Source organism: Bradyrhizobium sp. Ken51, from assembly GCF_055807435.1.
Window position 1 is genome coordinate 107,139 of the sequence record NZ_JBVVPB010000011.1, and the last position, 20,553, is coordinate 127,691.

At 64.7% G+C, this 20,553-nt stretch carries 17 protein-coding genes and 1 tRNA gene; 5 read left to right on the forward strand and 13 right to left on the reverse strand.

What is annotated here, in order from left to right; translation table 11 throughout:
- Positions 1-207: 207 nt before the first annotated feature.
- The 6 genes from AC0L27_RS19915 to AC0L27_RS19940 all read right to left on the reverse strand — a co-directional run bounded on the left by AC0L27_RS19915 (position 208) and on the right by AC0L27_RS19940 (position 7,407).
- On the reverse strand, positions 208-1,170 hold the full coding sequence (locus AC0L27_RS19915; RefSeq protein ID WP_354255456.1) for a cation diffusion facilitator family transporter: 963 nt from the start codon (positions 1,168-1,170) through the stop codon (positions 208-210).
- A gap of 2 nt (positions 1,171-1,172) precedes the next feature.
- Entirely contained in the window at positions 1,173-4,391 is a 3,219-nt protein-coding gene (locus AC0L27_RS19920; RefSeq protein WP_354255453.1) for an efflux RND transporter permease subunit, read from the reverse strand.
- Positions 4,384-5,361 carry a divalent metal ion exporter adaptor subunit IhpB gene (ihpB, locus tag AC0L27_RS19925; RefSeq protein WP_354209902.1) on the reverse strand — a complete coding sequence of 326 codons (978 nt, stop codon included), beginning with the start codon at positions 5,359-5,361 and terminating at the stop codon, positions 4,384-4,386. Before ihpB ends, AC0L27_RS19920 begins: the two co-directional genes overlap by 8 nt.
- On the reverse strand, positions 5,358-6,632 hold the full coding sequence (gene ihpA, locus AC0L27_RS19930; RefSeq protein WP_354209901.1) for a divalent metal ion exporter subunit IhpA: 1,275 nt from the start codon (positions 6,630-6,632) through the stop codon (positions 5,358-5,360). The genes ihpB and ihpA overlap by 4 nt, the downstream gene beginning before the upstream one ends.
- Before the next feature lie 58 nt (positions 6,633-6,690).
- Positions 6,691-7,053, reverse strand: coding sequence for a hypothetical protein (locus tag AC0L27_RS19935; RefSeq protein ID WP_354209900.1), 363 nt, complete (start codon positions 7,051-7,053; stop codon positions 6,691-6,693).
- 120 nt (positions 7,054-7,173) lie between these two features.
- Positions 7,174-7,407: a protein-tyrosine phosphatase family protein gene (locus tag AC0L27_RS19940; RefSeq protein WP_354209899.1), complete on the reverse strand. Its 234-nt coding sequence runs from the start codon at positions 7,405-7,407 to the stop codon at positions 7,174-7,176.
- Positions 7,408-7,759: 352 nt separating this feature from the next.
- Between AC0L27_RS19940 and AC0L27_RS19945 the strand changes: the two genes are divergently transcribed.
- Complete coding sequence (locus AC0L27_RS19945) at positions 7,760-8,653, forward strand: hypothetical protein (protein WP_354209898.1); 894 nt, start codon at positions 7,760-7,762, stop codon at positions 8,651-8,653.
- 102 nt (positions 8,654-8,755) lie between these two features.
- Here AC0L27_RS19945 and AC0L27_RS19950 read toward each other — a convergent pair whose 3' ends face one another.
- Positions 8,756-9,367 carry a MarR family winged helix-turn-helix transcriptional regulator gene (locus AC0L27_RS19950; RefSeq protein ID WP_354209896.1) on the reverse strand — a complete coding sequence of 204 codons (612 nt, stop codon included), beginning with the start codon at positions 9,365-9,367 and terminating at the stop codon, positions 8,756-8,758.
- 234 nt (positions 9,368-9,601) lie between these two features.
- On the opposite strand from AC0L27_RS19950, the gene AC0L27_RS19955 reads away from it, so the two are divergent.
- The gene (locus AC0L27_RS19955) at positions 9,602-10,648 is read left to right on the forward strand and encodes an AraC family transcriptional regulator (RefSeq protein ID WP_354209895.1); all 1,047 of its coding nucleotides are present in this window, start codon (positions 9,602-9,604) and stop codon (positions 10,646-10,648) included.
- Between the two features lie 121 nt (positions 10,649-10,769).
- Here the strand turns inward: AC0L27_RS19955 and pepT are convergent, their stop codons facing one another.
- The 4 genes from pepT to AC0L27_RS19975 all read right to left on the reverse strand — a co-directional run bounded on the left by pepT (position 10,770) and on the right by AC0L27_RS19975 (position 13,103).
- Entirely contained in the window at positions 10,770-12,020 is a 1,251-nt protein-coding gene (gene pepT / locus AC0L27_RS19960; protein ID WP_354209894.1) for a peptidase T, read from the reverse strand.
- A 102-nt stretch (positions 12,021-12,122) separates the two neighbouring features.
- Positions 12,123-12,452: an HU family DNA-binding protein gene (locus tag AC0L27_RS19965; RefSeq protein ID WP_354209962.1), complete on the reverse strand. Its 330-nt coding sequence runs from the start codon at positions 12,450-12,452 to the stop codon at positions 12,123-12,125.
- Between the two features lie 209 nt (positions 12,453-12,661).
- Positions 12,662-12,738 (reverse strand) — tRNA-Asp (locus AC0L27_RS19970).
- Positions 12,739-12,899: 161 nt separating this feature from the next.
- Positions 12,900-13,103 (reverse strand): hypothetical protein, encoded by a 204-nt coding sequence (locus AC0L27_RS19975; RefSeq protein WP_354209893.1) that lies wholly within the window; start codon positions 13,101-13,103, stop codon positions 12,900-12,902.
- 257 nt (positions 13,104-13,360) lie between these two features.
- Here AC0L27_RS19975 and AC0L27_RS19980 point away from each other — a divergent pair, with 257 nt between their 5' ends.
- Complete coding sequence (locus AC0L27_RS19980; protein WP_354209892.1) at positions 13,361-14,272, forward strand: alpha/beta fold hydrolase; 912 nt, start codon at positions 13,361-13,363, stop codon at positions 14,270-14,272.
- Here the strand turns inward: AC0L27_RS19980 and AC0L27_RS19985 are convergent.
- Together AC0L27_RS19985 and AC0L27_RS19990 are read right to left on the reverse strand one after the other, a co-directional pair.
- On the reverse strand, positions 14,269-15,561 hold the full coding sequence (locus tag AC0L27_RS19985; RefSeq protein WP_473320095.1) for a spinster family MFS transporter: 1,293 nt from the start codon (positions 15,559-15,561) through the stop codon (positions 14,269-14,271). The two genes, AC0L27_RS19980 and AC0L27_RS19985, sit on opposite strands and share 4 nt — an antisense overlap.
- Positions 15,562-15,621: 60 nt before the next feature.
- Positions 15,622-16,812 (reverse strand): aromatic ring-hydroxylating dioxygenase subunit alpha, encoded by a 1,191-nt coding sequence (locus AC0L27_RS19990; RefSeq protein WP_354209891.1) that lies wholly within the window; start codon positions 16,810-16,812, stop codon positions 15,622-15,624.
- A gap of 204 nt (positions 16,813-17,016) precedes the next feature.
- Here AC0L27_RS19990 and AC0L27_RS19995 point away from each other — a divergent pair, with 204 nt between their 5' ends.
- Positions 17,017-17,529: a MarR family winged helix-turn-helix transcriptional regulator gene (locus AC0L27_RS19995; protein WP_354209890.1), complete on the forward strand. Its 513-nt coding sequence runs from the start codon at positions 17,017-17,019 to the stop codon at positions 17,527-17,529.
- A gap of 213 nt (positions 17,530-17,742) precedes the next feature.
- A complete protein-coding gene (locus tag AC0L27_RS20000; RefSeq protein ID WP_473320099.1) occupies positions 17,743-19,995 on the forward strand; it encodes a TonB-dependent siderophore receptor in 2,253 nt (750 codons plus the stop codon).
- Positions 19,996-20,553: the final 558 nt, after the last annotated feature.

Below are 20,553 nucleotides of genomic sequence, written 5' to 3' on the forward strand. Positions count from 1 at the left end.
TCGCCAAACACTCGGTGTCGTCCCGGCCTAGTGCGCAATTGCGCACGGGGCCGGGACCCATAACCCCAGCGAGAAGTTGCGGCACGAGGCTGATAACCACGAGTCTTCGTTAAACTACTCCCTGTGGCTATGGGTCCCGGATCAGCGCTCCGCTTCGCTGCGCTTGTCCGGGACGACAGCGGAGATTGCAGCCCCCACGCAGCTTCCTCACACCACATCATCCGGCGCCAGCGCGCAGCCGTTGTCGGGATGGGTCTCGACCTGAAGGGTGGTGTGGCCGATGCGGTGGGAGCTCTTCAGCATCTGCGCGGTCTCCATCAGGAAGGCATCGCCGGCGCCGGTGGGCATGACGAGGTGGCAGGTCAGCGCCGTCTCGGTGGTCGAGATCGGCCAGACGTGGAGATCGTGGATCGCAGTGACGCCGGGCCTCCCCAGCAGAAGGATCTTGATCGCGGCAATGTCGGTGCCCCTGGGCGCCGCCGCCATCGACATGTCGAGGGAGCCGCGCAGCAGGCTGGTGGTGCTCCAGAGGATGGTGGCGCAGATGACGAGGCTGGTGACGGGATCGAGCCAGAGCCAGCCGGTCCAGATGATCAGCGCCGCCGAGACGACGACGCCGAGCGAGACCGCGGCGTCGGCCGCCATGTGCAGATAGGCGCCTTCGATGTTGATGTCGTCCTTGCGTCCGCGCGCGAACAGCATGGCGGTAAAACCGTTGATGAGGATGCCGATGCCGGCGACGACCATCACGGTGATGCCGGCGACAGGCTCCGGTTCACGGAGGCGCAAAAACGCTTCCCAGCCGATCGCGCCGGTTGCGACCAGCAGGAACACCGCGTTCGCCAGCGCCGCCAGGATGGTGGAGGCGCGCAGGCCATAAGTGAAGCGTCCGCTCGGCGCGCGCCGCGCCGCGATCGATGCGCACCAGGCCACGACCAGGCCGAGCACGTCGGAAAGATTATGGCCGGCGTCGGCAAGCAGGGCAGTGGAGTTGCCGATATAGCCGTAGACGGCCTCGGCCACCACCAGCGCCGTGTTGAGCGAGATGCCGATCGCGAACGCCTTGCCGAAACTGGCGGGCGCATGGACATGCGCGTGGCTATGCCCATGACCATGCGAATGACCGGCATGATCATGGTGATGATGACCGTGATGGTCGTGGCTGCCCACCTCTAGCGCTCCCCGGAAGCTGCCAAATCAGGCGTCATTGTAGGCGTTTCGGCAGCCCCGTCACGGCGGAACAGCACGTAGAGCGCCGGCAGCACCAGGAGCGTCAGGACGGTCGAGGAGATGATGCCGCCGATCACCACGGTTGCAAGCGGCCGCTGCACCTCGGCGCCGGCCCCGGTGGCAAGGGCCATTGGTACGAAGCCGAGGGACGCCACCAGCGCCGTCATCAGCACCGGACGCAGGCGTGTCAGCGCGCCCTCGCGGACCGCGTCGGCGACGGGGTGCCCCTCGCTGCGCAGCCGCTCGATGAAGGCGATGATGACGAGCCCGTTGAGCACGGCCACGCCCGACAGCGCGATGAAGCCGACGCCGGCGCTGATCGACAGCGGGATGCCGCGCAGCAGCAGCGCCATGACGCCGCCGGTCAGCGCCAGCGGCACGCCGGAGAACACGAGCGCCGCATCCGCCGCCGATCCCATGCCCATGAACAGCAGCAGGAACACCAGCAGCAGCGCCACCGGCACGACCAGCGTCAGCCGCTTGGTCGCCGAGACCAATTGCTCGAACTGTCCGCCCCAGCCGATCCAATAGCCCGGTGGCAGCTTGACCTTCTCTGCGACGGCTGCCTCCGCCTCGGTGACGAAGGAGCCGAGATCGCGCGCGCGGACATTGGCAGTGACGACGATGCGCCGCTTGCCGTTCTCGCGGCTGATCTGGTTGGGGCCGGGCGTCGCATCGACGGTTGCGACCGACGACAGTGGCACATAGCGCATCTGGGCGAGGGGCGGGGCGGGCAATGCCGTCCGGATTGGCGCACCGACTGCTGCTTCCTCGCCCGGCGGCAGCGGGATCGGGATCGCCCGGATGGCCTCGAGATTGCCGCGCAGGTGTTCCGGCAGGCGCACGACGATGTCGAAGCGACGGTCGCCCTCGAACAGCTTGCCGGCCGACTTGCCGCCCACCGCGATTTCGACAATGCCCTGCACCTCGCTGATGCTGAGCCCGTACCGGGCGAGCGCCTGGCGGTCGAGACGGACGGTGAGGATCGGCAGGCCAGAGATCTGCTCGATCTTGACGTCGCTGGCGCCGCGAATACGGCGGATCGCCGCCTCCACCTGTTTTGCCGCGCCTTGCAGGATATCGAGATCGTCGCCGAAGACCTTGACGCCAACGTCGCTGCGCACACCGGAGATCAGCTCGTTGACGCGGAACTGGATCGGCTGGGAGATCTCATAGGCGCTGCCTGGGATGTCGTCTGCGGCACGGTCGATGGCCTCGATCACGTCCGACTTGGGCCTGCCCGGGTCGGGCCATTCGGCGCGCGGCCTCAGCATGATGTAGCCGTCGGTCTGCGCCGGCGACATCGGATCGGTTGCGATCTCCGCGGTGCCGATGCGGGTGAAGAACTCCTTCACCTCCGGAATCTGCTTGATGCGCTTCTCCAGCGCCTTTTGCAGGTCCAGCGACTGGGTCAGGCTGGTGCCGGGAATCCGGATCGAGGCCAGCGCGACGTCGCCTTCGTCCAGGCTCGGAATGAACTCACCGCCCATGCGCGCGGCGGCAACGCAGCTTGCGACCACGATGATGGCGGCCATGATTGCGACGCCGAGGCGATGGTCGATCGCAAGCCGGAGCAGGGGGAGATAGGCGCGCTTCGCCAGCCGCATGAACAGGTTTTCTTGTTCGGATACCTTGCCGGTGACGAAGATGGCGACCGCCGCCGGGACGAAGGTGATTGAGAACAGCACCGCGGCGCCCAGCGCCATCAGCACCGTCAGCGCCATGGGCGTGAACATCTTGCCTTCGACGCCGGTCAGCGTCAGCACGGGCAGGTAGACCACCGCGATGATCAGTGTTCCGAACAGGCTCGGCTTGATGACCTCGCTCGACCCGCGCCGGATCGCGCGCAGCCGTTCGGAGATCGTGAGCAGGCCGCCTTTCTCGCGCTGGGCCTCGGCCAGCATGCGCAGGCAGTTCTCGACGATGATCACGGCGCCGTCGACGATGATGCCGAAATCGATCGCGCCCAGGCTCATCAGGTTCGCACTGACCCTGGTCTCGACCATGCCGGTGACCGTCATGGCCATGGACAGCGGAATGACGCAGGCCACCACCAGCGCGGCGCGGATGTTGCCGAGGATCAGGAACAGCACGGCCACGACCAGCGCCGCGCCCTCCACCAAATTGTTCTCGACCGTGCGGATGGTGGCTTCGACCAGATCAGTGCGGTCGTAGACGGTCCGCGTCACGACGCCGTCGGGCAGCGATTTGGCTATATCCTCAAGCCGGGCCGCGACACGGCGCGCCACGGTGCGGCTGTTCTCGCCGATCAACAGCATGGCGGTGCCGAGCACGGTTTCCTCGCCATCGCGCGTCGCGGCTCCCGTGCGCAGGTCGCGGCCTTCGGTAACGGTCGCGATATCCCTGATCCTGACGGGATTGCCGCCGCGCGAGCCGATGACGATGTCCCTGAGTTCGCCGACATTGCCTACCTGGCCCGGCGAGCGGACCAGATATTGTTCGCCGTTGCGCTCGATATAGCCGGCGCCGACATTGGCGTTGTTGGCGGCGAGCGCCGTCATGACGTCGCGAAAGCCGAGCCGGTAGGCCATCAGCTTGCCGGGATCGGGCAGCACGTGGAATTGCCGCTCGAAGCCGCCGATGGTGTTCACCTCGATCACCCCCGGCACATTGCGAAGCTGCGGCTTGATGATCCAGTCCTGCACGGTGCGCAAATCGGTCAGCGAATAGTCGTGGCCAAGTTGGGTCTTCGCGCCCGCCTTGGCCTCGACGGTGTACATGAAGATTTCGCCGAGCCCGGTCGAGACCGGTCCCATCGCGACCTCGACGCCGACCGGGAGCTGGTCCTTCACCTGCTGGATCCGTTCGCCGACGAGCTGGCGGGCAAAATAGATGTCCGTGCCGTCCTTGAAGACGACCGTCACGTGGCTCAGGCCGTAGCGCGACAGCGAGCGGGTGTAGTCGAGCTTGGGCAGCCCGCCCATTGCGGTCTCGACGGGAAAGGTGATGCGCTGCTCGGTTTCCAGCGGCGAATAGCCGGGGGCGCGGGTGTTGATCTGGACCTGGACGTTGGTGATGTCGGGGACGGCGTCGATCGGAAGGCGCTGGAAATTCCAGGCGCCGAAAGCGACGGCGCCGAGCGCGAGCAGCAGGACGAGCCAGCGCTGCTGCAGCGAGACGGCGATGAGACGCTCAATCATGCTCGGCCTCGCCCTTGCCCATCTCCGCCTTCACGACAAAGCTGTTTTCCGCGACGTAATGCTCGCCAGCCGATAGGCCGGCCCTGATCTCGACGTGGCGGGGATCGAAATCGCCAAGCTCCACCGGGCGCGCTTCGATCTTGTCGCCATCCTCGCGGACGAACACGATGGTCCTGTTCTCCAGCGTCTGGATCGCGCTTCGGCGCACGGCAACCGCGACGTTGCGCGCGGCGAGGATCAGCCGTGCCGTGACGAACAGGCCGGGACGCAAGCGTCCGTCCGGATTTGGCAGCACCACGCGCGCCAGCGCGGTCTGGGTCTCGCTGCTGCCGATCGGGGCCATGTAGGAGATCGTGCCCTTGATTTCGCCACGGCCGTCGTCGGGATCGATCAGCACCTCGTCGTTGAGGCGAACGCGCCGCAGGTCCTGTCGGTAGATCGACAGATCGACCCAGATGGTGGAGAGGTCGGCGACGACGAAGGCCGGCTTTTGCTCGGAGGCGTATTCGCCGAGCGAGATCTGCCGTTCGATGACGGTGCCGGCAATCGGCGCCTTGAGCTCGTAGACGGTGAGGCTCTGGTTGCTCTCGATCGCGGCGAGCAGATCGTCCTTGCCGACCTTGTCGCCGATGCGCTTCTGGATCGATTTGGCGACGCCCGGAAAGCGCGGCGTCACCTGCACCACGGCTTCCTGGTTGGCGCGCAGGATGCCGTTGAAGGCGAGCGTGTCGGTCAGCGTGACGCTCCCGGCTTCTGCCAGCGTCACGCCTGCGGCTGCGAGCTTGACGTCGGAGATGCGGATCCGGTCGGCGCCGTGCTCGTCCTGCTCGACATGGTCGTTCGGCTTCTCCGGCTTCTTGTCCGCGGCGTGTTGGGCGTGCTCCACCCTGGCCGGGCCTAGCAGGGAATAGCCGTATGCGCCGAGTGCGGCGGCAAACAATGCGACGAGGATGGTGGAGGACGTCTTCATCGTGCGCTCTCCCGCGCCAGCGTGAAGGGATTGCCGACGAGGCCTTCGATGGTCGCCACCCCCGCGTGGAAATTCTGCAGCGCCTCCTGCTCGCGCAGCCGCGCCTGGGTGACGCTCGCCTGGGCGTCGAGCACTTCGAGCAGGCTGAAGCGGCCCTGGCCGTAGCCTTGCGCGATGGCGTCAGAGGCTTCGGTCGCCTTGGGTATGGCGCTCTCGCGCAGCACCGCGAGTTCGCGCAGCGAGCCTTGGAGCGAGTCGTAGGCGCGGCCGGCGACCACGATCAGCGTGTTGCGGTTGGCCTCGCGCTCGGCCCTGGTCTTGGCGAGGCTTTCCTGCGCCGAGAGGATATTGCCCTGGTTCTGGTCGAACACGGGGATCGGCACCGAGACGGTGAGGCGCGCCGCGTCGTCATTGGTCTCGTTGAAATGGCGCCAGCCGGCGGCGATCCGGACGTCGGGGTAGGGCCGCAGCCGCGCCAGCAGCAGCTCGGCGTTGCGCTGGGCATAGATCGCGGTCCAGCGCACCAGCTGCGGATTGGCATCGATCGCGGCGACGACCGACTGGAATGTCGGGGGGCGTCCCATGGTGTCGAGCCGTCCGGAGACCTCGCCGAATTTCGGAGCCGCGTCGCCCATCAAGACCGCAAGCTCGCGCCGGGCGCTGGCCAGCGTCGCCTTGAACCGCTCGCGGTCGGCCTTTACGAGGGCGGATGCCACTTCCGCACGGCCGGTCTCGGCCGGCGAGGAGGCGCCGGCCTCGACGCGGCGGCGTAAAAGGGGTGTCAGCCGGTCAATGGCGGTGATCTGCTCGTCGAGGATCTGGATGCGCCGCTGTGCGCCGAGCACGCTGAGGAACGCGATCGCGGTCTCCGACAGCACCTCCAGCCTGACGGCCTTGCGCTGGATCGCGGCGACCTCGATGCCGGCGACACCAGCTGCAATCCGCGCGTCGCGCTTGCCGAACAGCTCGAAGGCCTGGCTGATCTGCAGCGTGGTCTCGGCCGATCGCGTGCCGCGATAGATGCCGGACCCGAACGAATTGTCCTGTTCGTAGGTCAGTTCCGGATTGAGAAGCGCACCTGCCTGGATGCGCTGGCCCGTGGCGATACCGACATCGCGCTCCGCCGCGGTCAGCCGCGGGCTTGTGGCCAGCGCGCGCGAGAGCGCACTCCGCATCGTCAGAGTCTGGGCGTGAGACGGCGCAAGCGCCGATCCGGCAATCAGACACGCTGCCGCGCACGCCAGGCGCGCGGCCATTCCCCTGCAAAACATGAAACCGACCTGTGAAGGATGAACCTCATGGGCGCGAATGGCGCCCGACCAAATCCGTTCAGGCGATCTGTTTGGGAGGCGGGGAGTCGGTATCGGGAACAATGCCGGCGAGCCGGGGTGCGGGTTGCGGGCGCGATGCGGACACGAGCCCGATCGATGTGGCCGGTGGCGCCGGCTGCGCCACCGTCACCGAGAAGCAGCCATGGCAATGATGCCCACCGATTGCCTTGTGGTCGTTGTGATCTGTGGAGCCGTCAAGGACCGCGCTGATCTCCGAGCCGCCACCCGGCGTGGTGACGTCGATGTCGTGCAGACCATGCAGCGCGCCCGCGAGCAGGTAGACAACCGCGATCAGCACAGACAGCAGCCCGCGCCAGTTGCGCGGCCGGCAAGATCCTGAGGGCTGGCGGTTGGCGAGCACGACGTCACTCTGGTTGCGGTCTGCGCCCGGCCTAGCATGGGGGCCGGAACAGTGTCGACCCGCAACATTGTTACGTCCCTGGAACAATTGCCGCAGCGATGGCGAAGACGGCAGCTCTTCTCATTGGCGCGTGATCAAACTCAGCTGAGCATCGGCTACCGCTCCGCGTGCTGCGTCCGGCATGTCGCCGGTGTGGCCGGCTTCGACCGTGACGACGGCGCGACAGCCGGCTTCCATGGCGCGTTCCAGCCATTTGATGGCTTCATCGATCCACTGGTCGTGGTGCTCGGGATCGGCGATTGCCTTTTCCCGGAATGCATCTGCCTGATGAAGGCACGCGGTCCTGCGATCCACGCTGCTCTCCCGATCCGGAAGTTCCGCCCCGACCGCATCCTTGATGATCGGCGAGCCGGCGTCGTTAACATAGGACAGGAACCGCCGCCCAAAAAGAAAGCCCCAGCCGGGACTGACCGGCTGGGGCTTTCGTGCTCACAAACTTCATCCTTGGGACTTGGACAGATAATCCGCATCGCGCCGGTTCGTTCCCGCAGGTTCGGTCCAATTTGGAACGTTCCTTGTTCGTTGTGATTAGCGACGAGGAGAAACTGAGGAGGACAGACCATGGACGGATTGATTTATCTCATCGGCTTGATCGTGGTGGTCATGGCGATCTTGTCGTTCTTCGGCCTGCGTTGAGAGAGCGGCGATGACGATGGAAACTCTCATACGGGAAGACATCATGGAAGGTGGCGGGGTCGCTGCCGACGACCGGCGCACCATCCAGTGGAGCTCGGTCATCGCAGGCGCTTTGGCTGCCGGCGCAATGTCGTTCATCCTGGTCGGATTTGGAGTCGCCGTCGGCCTAGGCGTCAGTTCAGCCTCGCCGACATGGCGCGATGCATCGGCGGCACTGGCTTTGCTGTCGGGGCTGTACCTGATCATTCAGGCGATCGTCAGCTTCGGCTTTGGCGGCTATATCGCCGGCCGGACGACGCGACCAGCCCCGGCGGTCACAACGATCGAAGACGACGGCGAACGGCGGGATGGGCTGCATGGGCTGATGTCCTGGGCGCTTGCCGTGCTGCTTGGTGCCGCGCTGCTCGCCATGCTCGGCGCGGCTGCGGTTGACCGTTCGCCGATGCGCAGTTCGGCCAGCAATACGTCCGCGGCCGAGCCTCTGTTGAGCTACGAGTTGGACAAGCTGTTTCGTGTAGCGCGGCGGCCCCCCAACACCGACCTCAGGGAACCTCGTGCCGAAGCCGGGCGCATCCTGATGACGTCATCGAGCCACAGCGGCGTCAGCACCGATGACCGGACCTACCTGGTGCAGCAGGTGGCCGCGCTGACGGGCCTCGCGGCACCCGACTCGGAACGACGGGTCGACGCGGCGATTGCGGATTCGAGGACGGCGATCAACCGGGCACGGCGTAACTCCATCATCGTCGCCTTCTCGGTTGCGGCAGCAGCCCTGATCGGCGCTGCGGTGGCCTGGGCTGCGGCGGTGGCCGGCGGCCGCCATCGCGACGGCGAGCCGCTGCCGAACTGGATGGCGAGCTCGAACCGCTTCCATCGCTCTCCGCGTGCGATGCCGGTGCCTTGACATGCAGGACGATGGCCGGGAGCGATCCCGGCCATGTTGCCTTGACGAGAACGCCAATACTTCTGTTGCCAGATCACTCAGGTGGGACATCGGATCACGACGTCACGCGGGCTTTGGGCCAGTTGCGGTAGCGCGCGCGAAAGTCGTGCAGAGAAGGTCGACCTCGCCGGCCGCGATCGGCGCGCGGTGAAGGCGGCACCGAAGCTCCGTGTTTGTCCGCGCCCGGCCATGGGACGGCCGCTTTATGCCAGATTCGGCGAGAAACATGCAGTCGCGGCAGGCGCCCACCGCCGGCTGACGATCCGCGGTATCGATGCGATTCAAGATTTTGCCAAGCGAGTCCCTTAGCCTGAGACATTCTTCGGGAATCAGCGAAGTGATTGCGTCCAACAAACCGTTGAGCGGATCGTGCAGGGCCAGAAGCCTCTCACCCTGAGAGGTCACGACAAGTGTCGTCGAGCGCCCGTCTCGTTTTGAAGGTCTTCGCGCCAGGTAAGACTTTGCTTCAAGGATCTTCACGATCTGCGAAGCGGTTGCCCTGGCCGTGCCAGTGAGGGCGGCAACCGCCGAGGGAGTTCGTGAAAACCTGTTGGCGCGCGACAGAAAACGCAGCACCATCCATTCCCGATCGTGCAATCCCTGTCGATCGTTTCCGAAATAGCAGATTTTCACCGCTTGAACCAGCAGCTCAACCGTTTCACGCTCCAGCGCCATGGTCTATCTGGCCCGGGGCTTCGGTTCTTCAGGATGTCGAAGTGGTCTTTGCACTGCGGTCTCGCCCGGGGTCAGTTTCGTTGATCCAAATCAACGAAGATTGTCGTCGTCGCGATCCTGTGGAAACAGCGCGCGGGGCGATCGACCTCTCGTACGGGAGGATGGGAGGTCCGTCTTGCGATCAAGTGCCGAGAAATTGGCTTTTTGAGCCAACGTGCCAAGGCACGCCCTGCCATGCGCTATGTCAAACCCGATCGTCTCGGTGCTGTACCCAACTCGACAGGCGGGATTGCGAGGCTTGCGTGCGAGCGGATCCGCAAAGCCGGAAAGGACCTGGCGCGATTTGTGTCGAGAGCCGGATTGACGCTCGAGGTGATCGAGGATCCAAGTCATCGTCTCGGGGTGGAGACCCAGATCAAGTTGCTCGAAGCCGCCGCACGGGAGTTGCGTGACGATCATCTGGGGTTTCATCTGGCGCGGGATTTCGATCTCCGCCAGATCGGGCTGCTGTACTACGTCATGGCGTCATCGGAGAGTCTTGCCGAAGCGCTTCGGCACGCCGAGCGTTACTGCTCGCTCAACAATGAGGGCGTCCGCATCCGGGTCGGTTTCGGCCGCGCCGTCGTTGTCACGCTCGAGTACGTCAACGTGGAGCGTGGTTCGGACCGCCATCAGATCGAGTTCTGGTTCGCAGCCTTGATCCGCGTCTGTCGGCACTTGACCAACCGCCAATTGACGCCGCGCCAAATCAGAACGAGACACCATCGCACGACGGTGCCTCTCGACGTTCGTGCTCTTCTAGGCTGTGCCATCGACTTCGAAGCCGACGCCGATGAGATCGTGTTTGCCGCCTCGGACGCGTGCTTGCCCTCCGTCGGTGCTGACGCTTATCTCAATCGGCTGCTGCTCGACTACGCGAATGAGGCACTTGGCAAAGGAAAGCTTTCCCGATCAACCCTTCGATTCCGCGCGGAGCAGTTGATCGTCCAGCTGCTGCCCCACGGCACGGCGAACGTAGGGGAAGTGGCCGGCCGCCTCGGCATGAGCCGCCGCACGCTGGCGCGGGGGCTGGCGGCGGAGGAAGAAACATTCTCCGAGCTTCTCGACCGGATCCGAGCAGCTTTGGCCGAGCGATACCTGCGGGAGCGGGAACTACCGATCTCCCAGATTGCGTGGCTGCTCGGTTACCGGGAGGCCAGTTCTTTTACGAACGCCTTTGTCCGGTGGACCGGATCGACCCCAAGGCGGTTTCGGGCGGACCACGCAATATCGCAGTGGTAGCGAGCGTAAGGAAAGCGCCAGCCTAAGTCTAAGCGACTGAAGCTTGCCATGCTCAAGATGTCGGTCCTCGAGACTTTTCGCGAAACGCGCTCCGCCTGCGATGACGGCATCCCGTCAGCCCTTACGCCTTCTCCTCCCAGATCATGGCGAGGTGGACGATCGTCTGCACCGCCTTCTCCATGTCCTGCCGGCTGACCCATTCGAGCCGGGAGTGAAATGCGTGCTCGCCGGCGAAGATGTTGGGGCAGGGCAGGCCCATGAAGGACAGGCGCGAGCCGTCGGTGCCGCCGCGGATCGCGGTGCGCATCGGGCGCAGGCCGGCGCGGCGGATCGCTTCGATGGCGTATTCGAGGATGTGCGGGTGGCGATCGATCACCTGCTTCATGTTGCGGTACTGCTCCCGCACCTCGAATGTGTAGGTCGAGCGGGGAAAATCCTTCATCACGTCCTTGACGATGTTCTCGAGCAGGATCTCCTTTTCCTTCAGCCCTTCCTCCGTGAAGTCGCGCACGATGAAGGAAAGCGTCGCCTGCTCCAGCGCACCCTCGATGCCGATCGGATGCAGAAAGCCCTGCTTGCCTGATGTCGTCTCGGGCGAGCAGCCTTCGCGGGGCAGGCGCTCGACGATGGCGGCGGCGATCTTGATCGCGTGCTCCATCTTGCCCTTGGCATAGCCGGGATGGGCGCTGACGCCATTGATGGTGATGGTGGCGCCGTCCGCCGAGAAGGTCTCGTCCTCGACGCAGCCCGCGCTCTCGCCGTCCATGGTGTAGCCGAAATCGGCGCCGAGCTTCTTGATGTCGACGTTGTCGACGCCGCGGCCGATCTCCTCGTCGGGCGTGAACAGGATCTTGATGGTGCCGTGCTTCACTTGCGGATTGTTGATGAAGAAATGCGCGGCATCCATGATCTCGGCGACGCCGGCCTTGTTGTCGGCGCCGAGCAGCGTGGTGCCGTCGGTGGTGATGATGTCGTTGCCGATCTGGTTTTTCAGCGCGGGGTGTTCGGCGAAGCGGATCACCTGGCTGGTGTCGCCCGGCAACGTGATGTCGCCGCCACGATAGTTCTTCAGGATCTGCGGCTTGACGTCCTTGCCGGTGACGTCGGGCGAGGTGTCCATGTGCGAGCAGAAGCAGATCACCGGCACCTTCTTGGTCGTGTTCGCCGGGATCGTTGCATAGACGTAGCCGTAATCGTCGAGATGCGCGTCCGCAACGCCCATGGCCTTCAGTTCAGCGACGAGCACGCGGCCGAGGTCCTTCTGTTTCTCCGTCGAAGGCGAGCTCGGGGATTCCGGATCGGACTGGGTGTCGATGGTGACGTAGCGCAGGAAGCGCTCGGCCACGGTATGCGAAAAGGTGAGGGAGGACATTTCTGGTCAAACCGCCGGGTCAGGGGAGAGAGGCGGTATACCAGAAAACCGGGCCGCGTTGCGGCCGGAGGACGCGGATCAGGCTTAACGAAACGTGAGTGGTCAGATCGCCTCTTTCAGCTCCTTGACCGGGCGGAAGGCGACCTTCTTGCTGGCCTTGATGTGGATGGGCTCGCCCGTGGCAGGATTGCGGCCGGTGCGGGCGGCGCGCTTGCGGACCTGGAGGATTCCAAGCCCGACGATGCGGACCCGGTCGCCTTTCTTCAGGTGCTTGGTGACGAGCTCGACCATGTCGGTCAGGACGGCCTCGGCGCGCTTCTTCGACAGATCCTGGCTCTCCGCAATGTCGGCGGCGAGGTGCTTGAGCGTGATGGTGGCGGGAGCGGCAGCCTTTTTCCCCAAATCCTTCTTGGCCGAGTCCTTCTTAGCCATGTCCTTCTTAGCCATATCTGGGCTCCTCAATCACAAGGGGGCCCCGGAAAAGCCGGTAAAGCGTGGGGTCCCTCCAAGTCCTGGAAGGCCTAGACGATTCGGGCTTAGGCTGACTATGGCGCGAGTTCTCGACGGATGCCGGCAATCACCGTCAGAGCCGCGAAAAGCATCTAGAAGTTTGTTCTAAGGCTATGAAGGAATTGCCAAAATGGCGCGAGAGACGGGGCTCGAACCCGCGACCTCCGGCGTGACAGGCCGGCGCTCTAACCAACTGAGCTACTCCCGCGTGGTTCGCTGAAAGCGCGCGGAACGAGGGGGGACTTAAAGGCGGGGCTGGGTGAAGTCAAGGACGTTGCGCTTCGCCGGCAGGTCTCGGCTAAGCATTGCTCTGGAAAACGAAAAAAGGCCGCCAGGCGGCGGCCTCTGTCAGCCGGGAGCGGGGCGGTGTCAGCGGATCTCCGACATCCCGGCGCTGGTCACGACGACGGGCTTGCCGGCCTTGATTACGTGGGCGGACTGGGCGGTCTGGCTGTAATCGGCATTGGTGCGAGCTGCGATCCCGAAGCCGGCCACCGTAATGCCGGCCACCAGCGCCACCACCACGATCTTCAGGTGGGTCGCACGATCAGCGGAGTGAATTGAGTGGTTCATGTGAGCCTCCCGACGGGCTTTGCCGCCGTCTATGGCTCTTCTTGTAAGGACGGTCTGTTTCCGGATGGTTTCGCGGGTTCCGCAAAACGGTTTCATCCGGCCGTTTGTCTGGTTTCGCCTGCGGGCGGCGGGAGCGCCTTAAGCGATCTTACCTGGCGCGTAATCGCGGAGGTGATCCCGCCTTGTCATGATCGTTTTCATCGGCCGAGACCGATGGGCCGACAGATCCGCAAGGGTATCGGCAAGGGAGAAGCGCCATGAACCGTCGAACCGTCCTCGAAGCCACGTTGTTTGGGACCGCCTTCGCGGCAGCGTCTGGTGCGAGCGCGCCAGTGGCAGCAGCGGCCCAGCGGAATGAACGGCCGTCCTTTGTGACGGCCAGGGACGGCACAAAACTCTTCGTGCAGGATTGGGGCAGCGGCCGACCGGTGCTGCTGCTTTCGGCCTGGACGTTCAACGCTAGCACGTGGGGCAGCCAGATTGCCGCCCTCAACGCAAATGGCTTCCGCTGTGTTGCGCCCGATCGGCGCGGGCATGGCCGGTCCGAGATGCCGTCCTCGGGTTATGACCTGAACACGCTGACCGACGACGTCGCCGCGTTGATCGAGGCGCGTGACCTGCGCGACGTGACACTGGTCGGCTTCTCGATGGGGACCGCCGAGGCGGTGAACTACCTCGGGCGATACGGATCGGACCGGATCGCAAGGGTGGTGCTGGTTGCGCCGACGACGCCATTCCTGATCAAGACCGAAGACAATCCGGATGCGGTGCCGAAGGCAATGATCGAGGCCGACAACGCGGCCATCGCGCGCGACTTCCCCAAATGGATTGCGGCGAACGAAGCGCCGTTCTTCACTGCCGAGACACCCGAGATCAGGCGGACCTGGATCCGCGAGATGATGCTGAGCGTGCCGTTGCCGGTGGCGCTGGCCTGCCGCAAGGCCATCGCCTTCGCCGATCTCCGAGCGGCAGCCGCCAAGATCGATCGCCCGACGCTGATCGTTCAGGGCGACAAGGATGCCAGCGCGCCGCTGCCGTTGACCGGTGCAAAGACGGCAAAACTAATCAAGGACAGCAAGCTGACCGTCTACGAAGGCGGCCCGCATCCGCTGCCGCTGACGCACAGCGAGCGCCTGATCGCGGACATGCTGGCGTTCATGGGCGCCTAGCTCGCTCGCTTGATGTCGGTGCGGATGGTTTGCGCCGCCCAGACGAACAGGAGCGCCCCCAGCGTGGTCGTGACCGCCGCCGAGAGCAGGGAATAGCGCACGGCGTCGGCGCCGTAAGCGCCCTTCAGGGCATCATTGACCACGCCCACGGCGAGCGGACCGACGCCCTGGCCGAAGCAGGTGGCGGTGAGCGCGATGAGGGCGGAGGCCAGCGCGCGCATGCTCGGCTTGGCGACGGTCTGCGCGATCGCGAAGATCGGTCCGAGATGGAAGCCGACCAGAAACGAGGTCAGGGCCAGCATGGCGACCATCATCGCAAAGTCCTGAGTCAGCATGCAGAGCGCGAACACCGGCCCGGCGAGGCCCGAGGTGATGGCGGGAGCCCATAGCTTCCAGCGGTCGTCGCGGCGGCTGACCTGCGCCACCACGAAGCCGCCGAGCAGGGTGCCGGCCATGCCGGCGAGGCCCTTGAAGGTGCCGGCATAGGTGCCAATCTCGGCGCTCGACAGATGGTGCACGCGCGCCAGGAACGGCGGGATCCAGGCCGCGGTCGCGTAGTTCGTGTAAGTGGTGAGACAGAAGCCGATCAGCACGATGATGAAGCTCTGCTGCGAGGCCAGGAAGCGCAGCGTCGGCCCGAGCGGCTCGGGCACGAAATTCTCCTGCATGGCGCCGCGCTTCGGCTCGGAGATCGTCAGCCACAGGACAATAGCGAGCAGGATGCCGGGCAGGCCCGCGACGTAGAACGCCATCCGCCAGCCATAGTGCTGGTTGACGTAGCCACCGACGAAATAGCCGAGGAAGACGCCGAGATAGGTGCCGACGGCGTAGATGCCGAGCGCGCGCGGACGCTCATTCTTGGCGAAGAGATCAGCGACCATGGATTGCGAGGCGGGCGAGCCCGCGGATTCGCCGATGCCGACGCCGATCCTCGCCAGCGCCAGCGAAGTGACGCTCGAAGCAGCGCCGCACAACGCCGTCATCGCGCTCCAGAACGCAAAGGCGACGGCAACGATGTTGCGCCGGTTGAGCCGGTCGGCGACCCGCGCGATGGGAATGCCGAGCAGGGAATAGAACAGCGCGAAGCCGAAGCCCGCGAGCAATCCCATCATGGTGTCGCTGAGCTGAGACTCCTTCTTGATCGGCTCGATCAGCACGTTGAAGATCGTGCGGTCGAGGAAGTTCAGTGCGTAGATGATCGTGAGCAGGCCCAGCACGTAATAGCGCCGCGCCGAGGGCTTTGCCGCGGCGGCCGTTTGCACCGACATTTGTGACGTCACATCGACCATCGCTTCCCCCAATTAGTCTTTGTTATCGTTGTCGGTCCAGCCCTGATTGGAGCTGGCAGGTCAGCCCTCGCGGATGTAATTCCCCGCTTCGAATTCGACCGGAGGCGCGCTCACATCGAATGAGATTCCGATCGGATCGCGGCCTGCTTCGATCGTTTCGAGCTGGTCACTCAGCATGCGCCGGATCATGAGGATGCCCCGGTCGCTCTGGCCGAAATGTTCCTCGGAATGGATGGTCTGCGGTCCCTGGCCGACCTGAGCCTCGTAATCGCCCGGGAATTGCTGGTGCTCTTCCTCGGTCATCTCCCACCAGAATTTGCCGTTGAACTTCGAGCGCATGCGGCCGATGTCGCCGGCGTTCTTGACGCGGCCGGCGACGTAGATGCGGAACGAGGTGTCGTCGATCGGCAGCGTCCAGCCGATCGACTCGACGCGGGCGAATTGCGCCACGCGCGGGTTTGGAACGACCCGCAGGGTGGGGAGCGCCGCCTCGGTGACGCGGTAAAACACACGGCCGTCATCCTGCTTGCGGATCGAGCGCACCGCGATCCCGCGCGGCGTCTTGTCGAACGTCACCTCCGGCATCGACGCCATCATGTTGGTGAATTGCGGACCGGAGAACGAGCCGTGCAGCACCGGCACGTGGTAGGGATCGACCACGTTCTCGAAATGCTGGAGCCAGTTGCACGGGATGATCGCCGGCCCGCCGCCGCCAATCGAGGAATCGTCGGCCTCGACGAACTCGCTGTCGTCCATGGTCTCCAGGCATTGATAGGTCGGCAGCACCGGGCGTTTCTCGGCCGGGCCCATATAGGCGAAGATCAACCCGTAGCGTTCGTCGACCGGATACCAGGGCTGGCGCACTTTGTCCTTGAACTTGCCGCCGTCGGGCTCGCAGGGCTGCTCCAGGCAGTGACCCTCGGTGTCGAACTTCCAGCCGTGATAGCAGCAGCGGATGCCGTCCTCCTCGACCTTGCCATAATAGAGCGTGGTGCCGCGGTGGCAGCAGCGGGCGTGCAGCAGACCGGCGCGGCCGTGCCTGTCGCGGAACAGCACCAGGTCCTCGCCGAGCGCGCGAACCTTCTTCGGGGTGTCGGTGGCGTCGCTGATGAGCCCAACCGGATGCCAGTAACGTCGCAGCAGTTCGCCCATCGGCGTGCCGCGCATGACCGAGGTGAGCTCGGTGCGCGTCTGCGCCGGCTTCATCGCATAGGCCGTTCCGAGATCGCGATCCCGCTGGGTGATGCTCATACCGGTCCTCCCGTAGTCGGCCGCTCCGGCCGGGCTTTTTTTGATTGGGCTTGTACCTAGTGAAGGGTAGATCGATGACAATGTCAACGATACTCCAAGTGCCTCTTAGTCGCATTTGACGAGGCCGGCGAACGGCGGCCGCCTGGGTTTGGCCCCGCCCTGCCTGGGCTTGGCAGGCTTCGCCTTTCTTGGCAGAGGTGGATCATGAGCCAGACCGAGAGCAGGGGCGGGGCGTCGCCCGAGACGGACGAGAGCGATCCGCCGGCGCCGATCACCGTGATGCTGTCGTCGCGGCTGATGGTGCTGGCCAATCTGCTCAAGCGCGGCGCGATCCTGCGCTACAAGCGTCTAGCCGGATTGTCATCGGTCGAGTTCGGCCTGGTCGCCTCGCTCGGGCGGCGGCCGCCGATGAGCGTGGCGCGGCTTGCCGAAGCTGTCGGCCAGGACAAGGGGCAGATCAGCCGCGCGCTTGCGGAACTCGTATCGCGCAAGCTGATCGCGAAATCGGCCAACCCGAAAGACAGCCGCGAAGTTCTGGTCTCGCTGACTGCAACGGGCCTTGCGGCGCATGATGCGATCGTCGCCGGCGCGCAGGAGCGCAATCGGCGCTTGCGCGAACATCTGAGCGAAGCCGAGTTCGAGGCGCTGCTGCAGCAGGTCGATCAGCTGACGGCGATCGCCGCCGAGATGCTCGAGAGCGAGAAGATTTCGCGCTGACGTTTCCGCAATCCCGGACATGTGGGATCGCTTACAAGACCCTTTCCAAAACTCATTCTAAGACTCTTTCTAAGACTCTTTCTAAGAGGCTTTCAATTAGGGAATTCGCGCGCGCTCCCCTAAGCGTCACCGCAAGCACATGCCGTCACGGGACAGACGGCATGTGCAAATCAAAACACGAAGTTTTGGGGTTGCGCGTTGAACAGTCTTGGAATGCTGCGGTCGGCCGTATTGGCGACCGCATCCGCTTGGGTGTTGGCGCCGCAGGCATCGCTTGCGCAATCTGCTGCGCAGAGTGGCGCGCAGAATATTCCGTCGGTGACCGTCACCGCGCCGGAAGCGCGCCGCGGGGCGGCGCCCTCCGTCCAGCGCCGCGCGCCGCGATCGTCCCAGCAGGCCGCCAACCGAAGCAGGCCGCAGCCGCCGCGCAATGTCGGTTTCGTCGAAACCCCGCTCGGCCCGGTGCACGGCTACGTCGCCGGCCGCAGCTCGTCCGGCACCAAGACCAACACGCCGATCATGGAGACGCCGCAGGCGGTGTCGGTGATTGGCGCGGAGCAGATCCGCGACCAGAAGGCGAACAAGCTCGACGAGGTCCTGCGCTATACCGCCGGTGTCCGCGCCGGGACTTTCGGCGCGGACACGCGCAACGACTGGTGGCTGATCCGTGGCTTCAAGTCCGACGATATCGGACTGTTCCTCGACGGCATGCAGCTGTTCTACACCTCCTATGCGAGCTGGAAGCTCCAGACGCCCAACATGGAGCGCGTCGAGGTGCTGCGCGGTCCATCGGCCGTGCTCTATGGCGGCTCGAGCCCGAGCGGCATCGTCAACGTCATCAGCAAGATGCCACCCGCGCAGCCCGTCCGTTTCATCGAGACCGGCGTCAACAGTTTCGGCAACGCCTATGTCGGCTTCGATGTCGGCGGTCCGGTCGCGACGAGCCCTGACAACGGCAAGCTGTTCTACCGTGTCGTCGGCCAGGTCCAGAACGGCCCCACGCAGGTCAATTTCACGCCGGACAACAACTACTTCATCGCGCCGTCGGTGATCTGGAAGCCGGACGCCGACACGACATTCACGGTGCTCGCTTCAGCTTCCCGGCAGGAAACCCGTGGCATCAACTTCCTGCCCTATGAGGGCACGGTGACCAACGCTCCATTCGGCAAGATCCCGACCAGCTTTTTCGCCGGCGATCCCAGCGTCGACAAGTTCACGCGCGAGCAGGAGATGCTGGGCTATCAGTTCGAGCGCAATCTCACCGACGATTTGACGTTCCGGCAGAATGCGCGCTTTGCCCATGTCGACGTGACCTATCGCGGCTACATCGGCAACAATTGGGCTGACATCAACACGGCCAGTCTCGGTCGCTATAATTGGTACGCGAAGAACACCGCCAACCAGGCCAATCTCGACAACCAGCTGGAGTACCGCTTCAACACCGGCGCGGTGCGGCACACGATGCTGTTCGGGGTCGATTTGAAGGGCTACCAGATCGACGACTATCAGGCGTTCAACTTCGGCACGGTTCCTCCGATCAACGTCTTCAATCCCGCCTATGGACTGGACATTCCGTTGACGGGCGCGCCGTTCCGCAACTTTCAGATTACGCAGAAGCAGGCCGGCACCTATCTGCAGGACCAGATGAAGCTCGGCAACTTCACGCTGGTGCTGAGCGGCCGCAATGATTGGGTCGAGACGACGCAGGCTGCCCGTGATAGCGGCGCCACGCTTGCCAGCCGCGACGACAGCAGGTTTAGCGGACGCGCCGGGCTGATCTACAATTTCGACAGCGGCATCGCGCCCTATGTGTCCTACGCCACAAGCTACAATCCGATCATCGGCCTCAACGCGCAAAACCAGCTGTTCCTGCCGGAGACCGGGCAGCAGACGGAAATCGGCGTGAAGGTCGCGCCGCGGGGGTTTGACGGCTACTTCACCGCCTCGGTGTTCGACCTGAAGCGCCAGAACGTGGCAACCACTGATCCGGTCGTCATCACCTTGCAGAACCAGACCGGCGAGGTGACCTCGCGCGGCATCGAGCTCGAAGCGGTGGCGAACGCCACGCGTGAGCTGAAGCTGATCGGCTCGTTCACGGCCTACCATTTGTTCAACAGCAGGGATCTGGACCCGTCGTTGGTCGGCAAGACCCCGACCAACACGCCTGAGCTCCTGGTGTCCGGCTGGGCGGACTACACCTTCAAGGACGGGCCGCTCGCAGGGTTCGGTTTCGGCGGCGGTGTCCGCTATATCGGTTCGTCGTGGGCGGATACCGCCAATACCCTCGAGGTTCCCGCGGTCGTGCTCGGCGATCTCGCGCTCCACTATGAATGGCAGAACTGGCGCACCGCGCTGAATCTGGTCAACCTGACCGACAAGATCTACGTCGCGAGCTGCGCGGCGGCAGCCTCCTGCTTCTACGGCGACCGCCGGCGCGTCACCGCCAGCGTCTCCTACAAATGGTGAGGCAAATGACGAGAACAGGCGAGGGAAGGCCAGCGTGAGAGCCTGACCGGCTCGTCACTCGGCTTCCACCACGAGATCGATGAGCTCGCGGGCGGTGCCCCCCGGCCCGAAGCTCATGCGAGCGCGGCGCGCGACGACCCAGCCACGTCGCCGCCGCGCTCGCCACCGATTTCCGCTGCGGCGGAAGCGGGCGCCGCCCGCCCGACGCATTCGCCAGACGAGCCCGGGTCCGATCGTGATGCATGGCTCCCGGATCGCTCGCCCGATAATGGGCGCGCCTGTCCTCGTTGTAATCTGGACTTTGCTGCGTCGCGGCCTAGATAAAGTGAGCCTTCCCAACCACGGACGTCACGGCCCAGCGCGTGTGGACTGATCGGGGCGCCCTTGCTGGGGCGGTCGATCTGCTCCATACCAGCCGCGGGGTGATTCCGGGATTTCCACCGTTCTGAGGGCGACAAAGGGCCTAAAAAGAGCGTGTCTTGCGCCCATTGGTGCACTGCGCTAAGGCTCAGAACAATTCCAAACTGGACGAATCCGTGGCTGTCCCGAGGCTGCGGG

Excerpts from the sequence above, each read along its gene's own strand:
- AC0L27_RS19920 (WP_354255453.1), bottom strand. The coding sequence starts at position 4,391 with ATGATTGAGCGTCTCATCGCCGTCTCGCTGCAGCAGCGCTGGCTCGTC.
- ihpB (WP_354209902.1), bottom strand. The coding sequence starts at position 5,361 with ATGAAGACGTCCTCCACCATCCTCGTCGCATTGTTTGCCGCCGCACTC.
- ihpA (WP_354209901.1), bottom strand. The coding sequence starts at position 6,632 with ATGTTTTGCAGGGGAATGGCCGCGCGCCTGGCGTGCGCGGCAGCGTGT.
- AC0L27_RS19945 (WP_354209898.1), top strand. The coding sequence starts at position 7,760 with ATGACGATGGAAACTCTCATACGGGAAGACATCATGGAAGGTGGCGGG.
- AC0L27_RS19950 (WP_354209896.1), bottom strand. The coding sequence starts at position 9,367 with ATGGCGCTGGAGCGTGAAACGGTTGAGCTGCTGGTTCAAGCGGTGAAA.
- AC0L27_RS19955 (WP_354209895.1), top strand. The coding sequence starts at position 9,602 with ATGCGCTATGTCAAACCCGATCGTCTCGGTGCTGTACCCAACTCGACA.
- pepT (WP_354209894.1), bottom strand. The coding sequence starts at position 12,020 with ATGTCCTCCCTCACCTTTTCGCATACCGTGGCCGAGCGCTTCCTGCGC.
- AC0L27_RS19965 (WP_354209962.1), bottom strand. The coding sequence starts at position 12,452 with ATGGCTAAGAAGGACTCGGCCAAGAAGGATTTGGGGAAAAAGGCTGCC.
- AC0L27_RS19975 (WP_354209893.1), bottom strand. The coding sequence starts at position 13,103 with ATGAACCACTCAATTCACTCCGCTGATCGTGCGACCCACCTGAAGATC.
- AC0L27_RS19980 (WP_354209892.1), top strand. The coding sequence starts at position 13,361 with ATGAACCGTCGAACCGTCCTCGAAGCCACGTTGTTTGGGACCGCCTTC.
- AC0L27_RS19985 (WP_473320095.1), bottom strand. The coding sequence starts at position 15,561 with ATGGTCGATGTGACGTCACAAATGTCGGTGCAAACGGCCGCCGCGGCA.
- AC0L27_RS19990 (WP_354209891.1), bottom strand. The coding sequence starts at position 16,812 with ATGAGCATCACCCAGCGGGATCGCGATCTCGGAACGGCCTATGCGATG.
- AC0L27_RS19995 (WP_354209890.1), top strand. The coding sequence starts at position 17,017 with ATGAGCCAGACCGAGAGCAGGGGCGGGGCGTCGCCCGAGACGGACGAG.
- AC0L27_RS20000 (WP_473320099.1), top strand. The coding sequence starts at position 17,743 with ATGCTGCGGTCGGCCGTATTGGCGACCGCATCCGCTTGGGTGTTGGCG.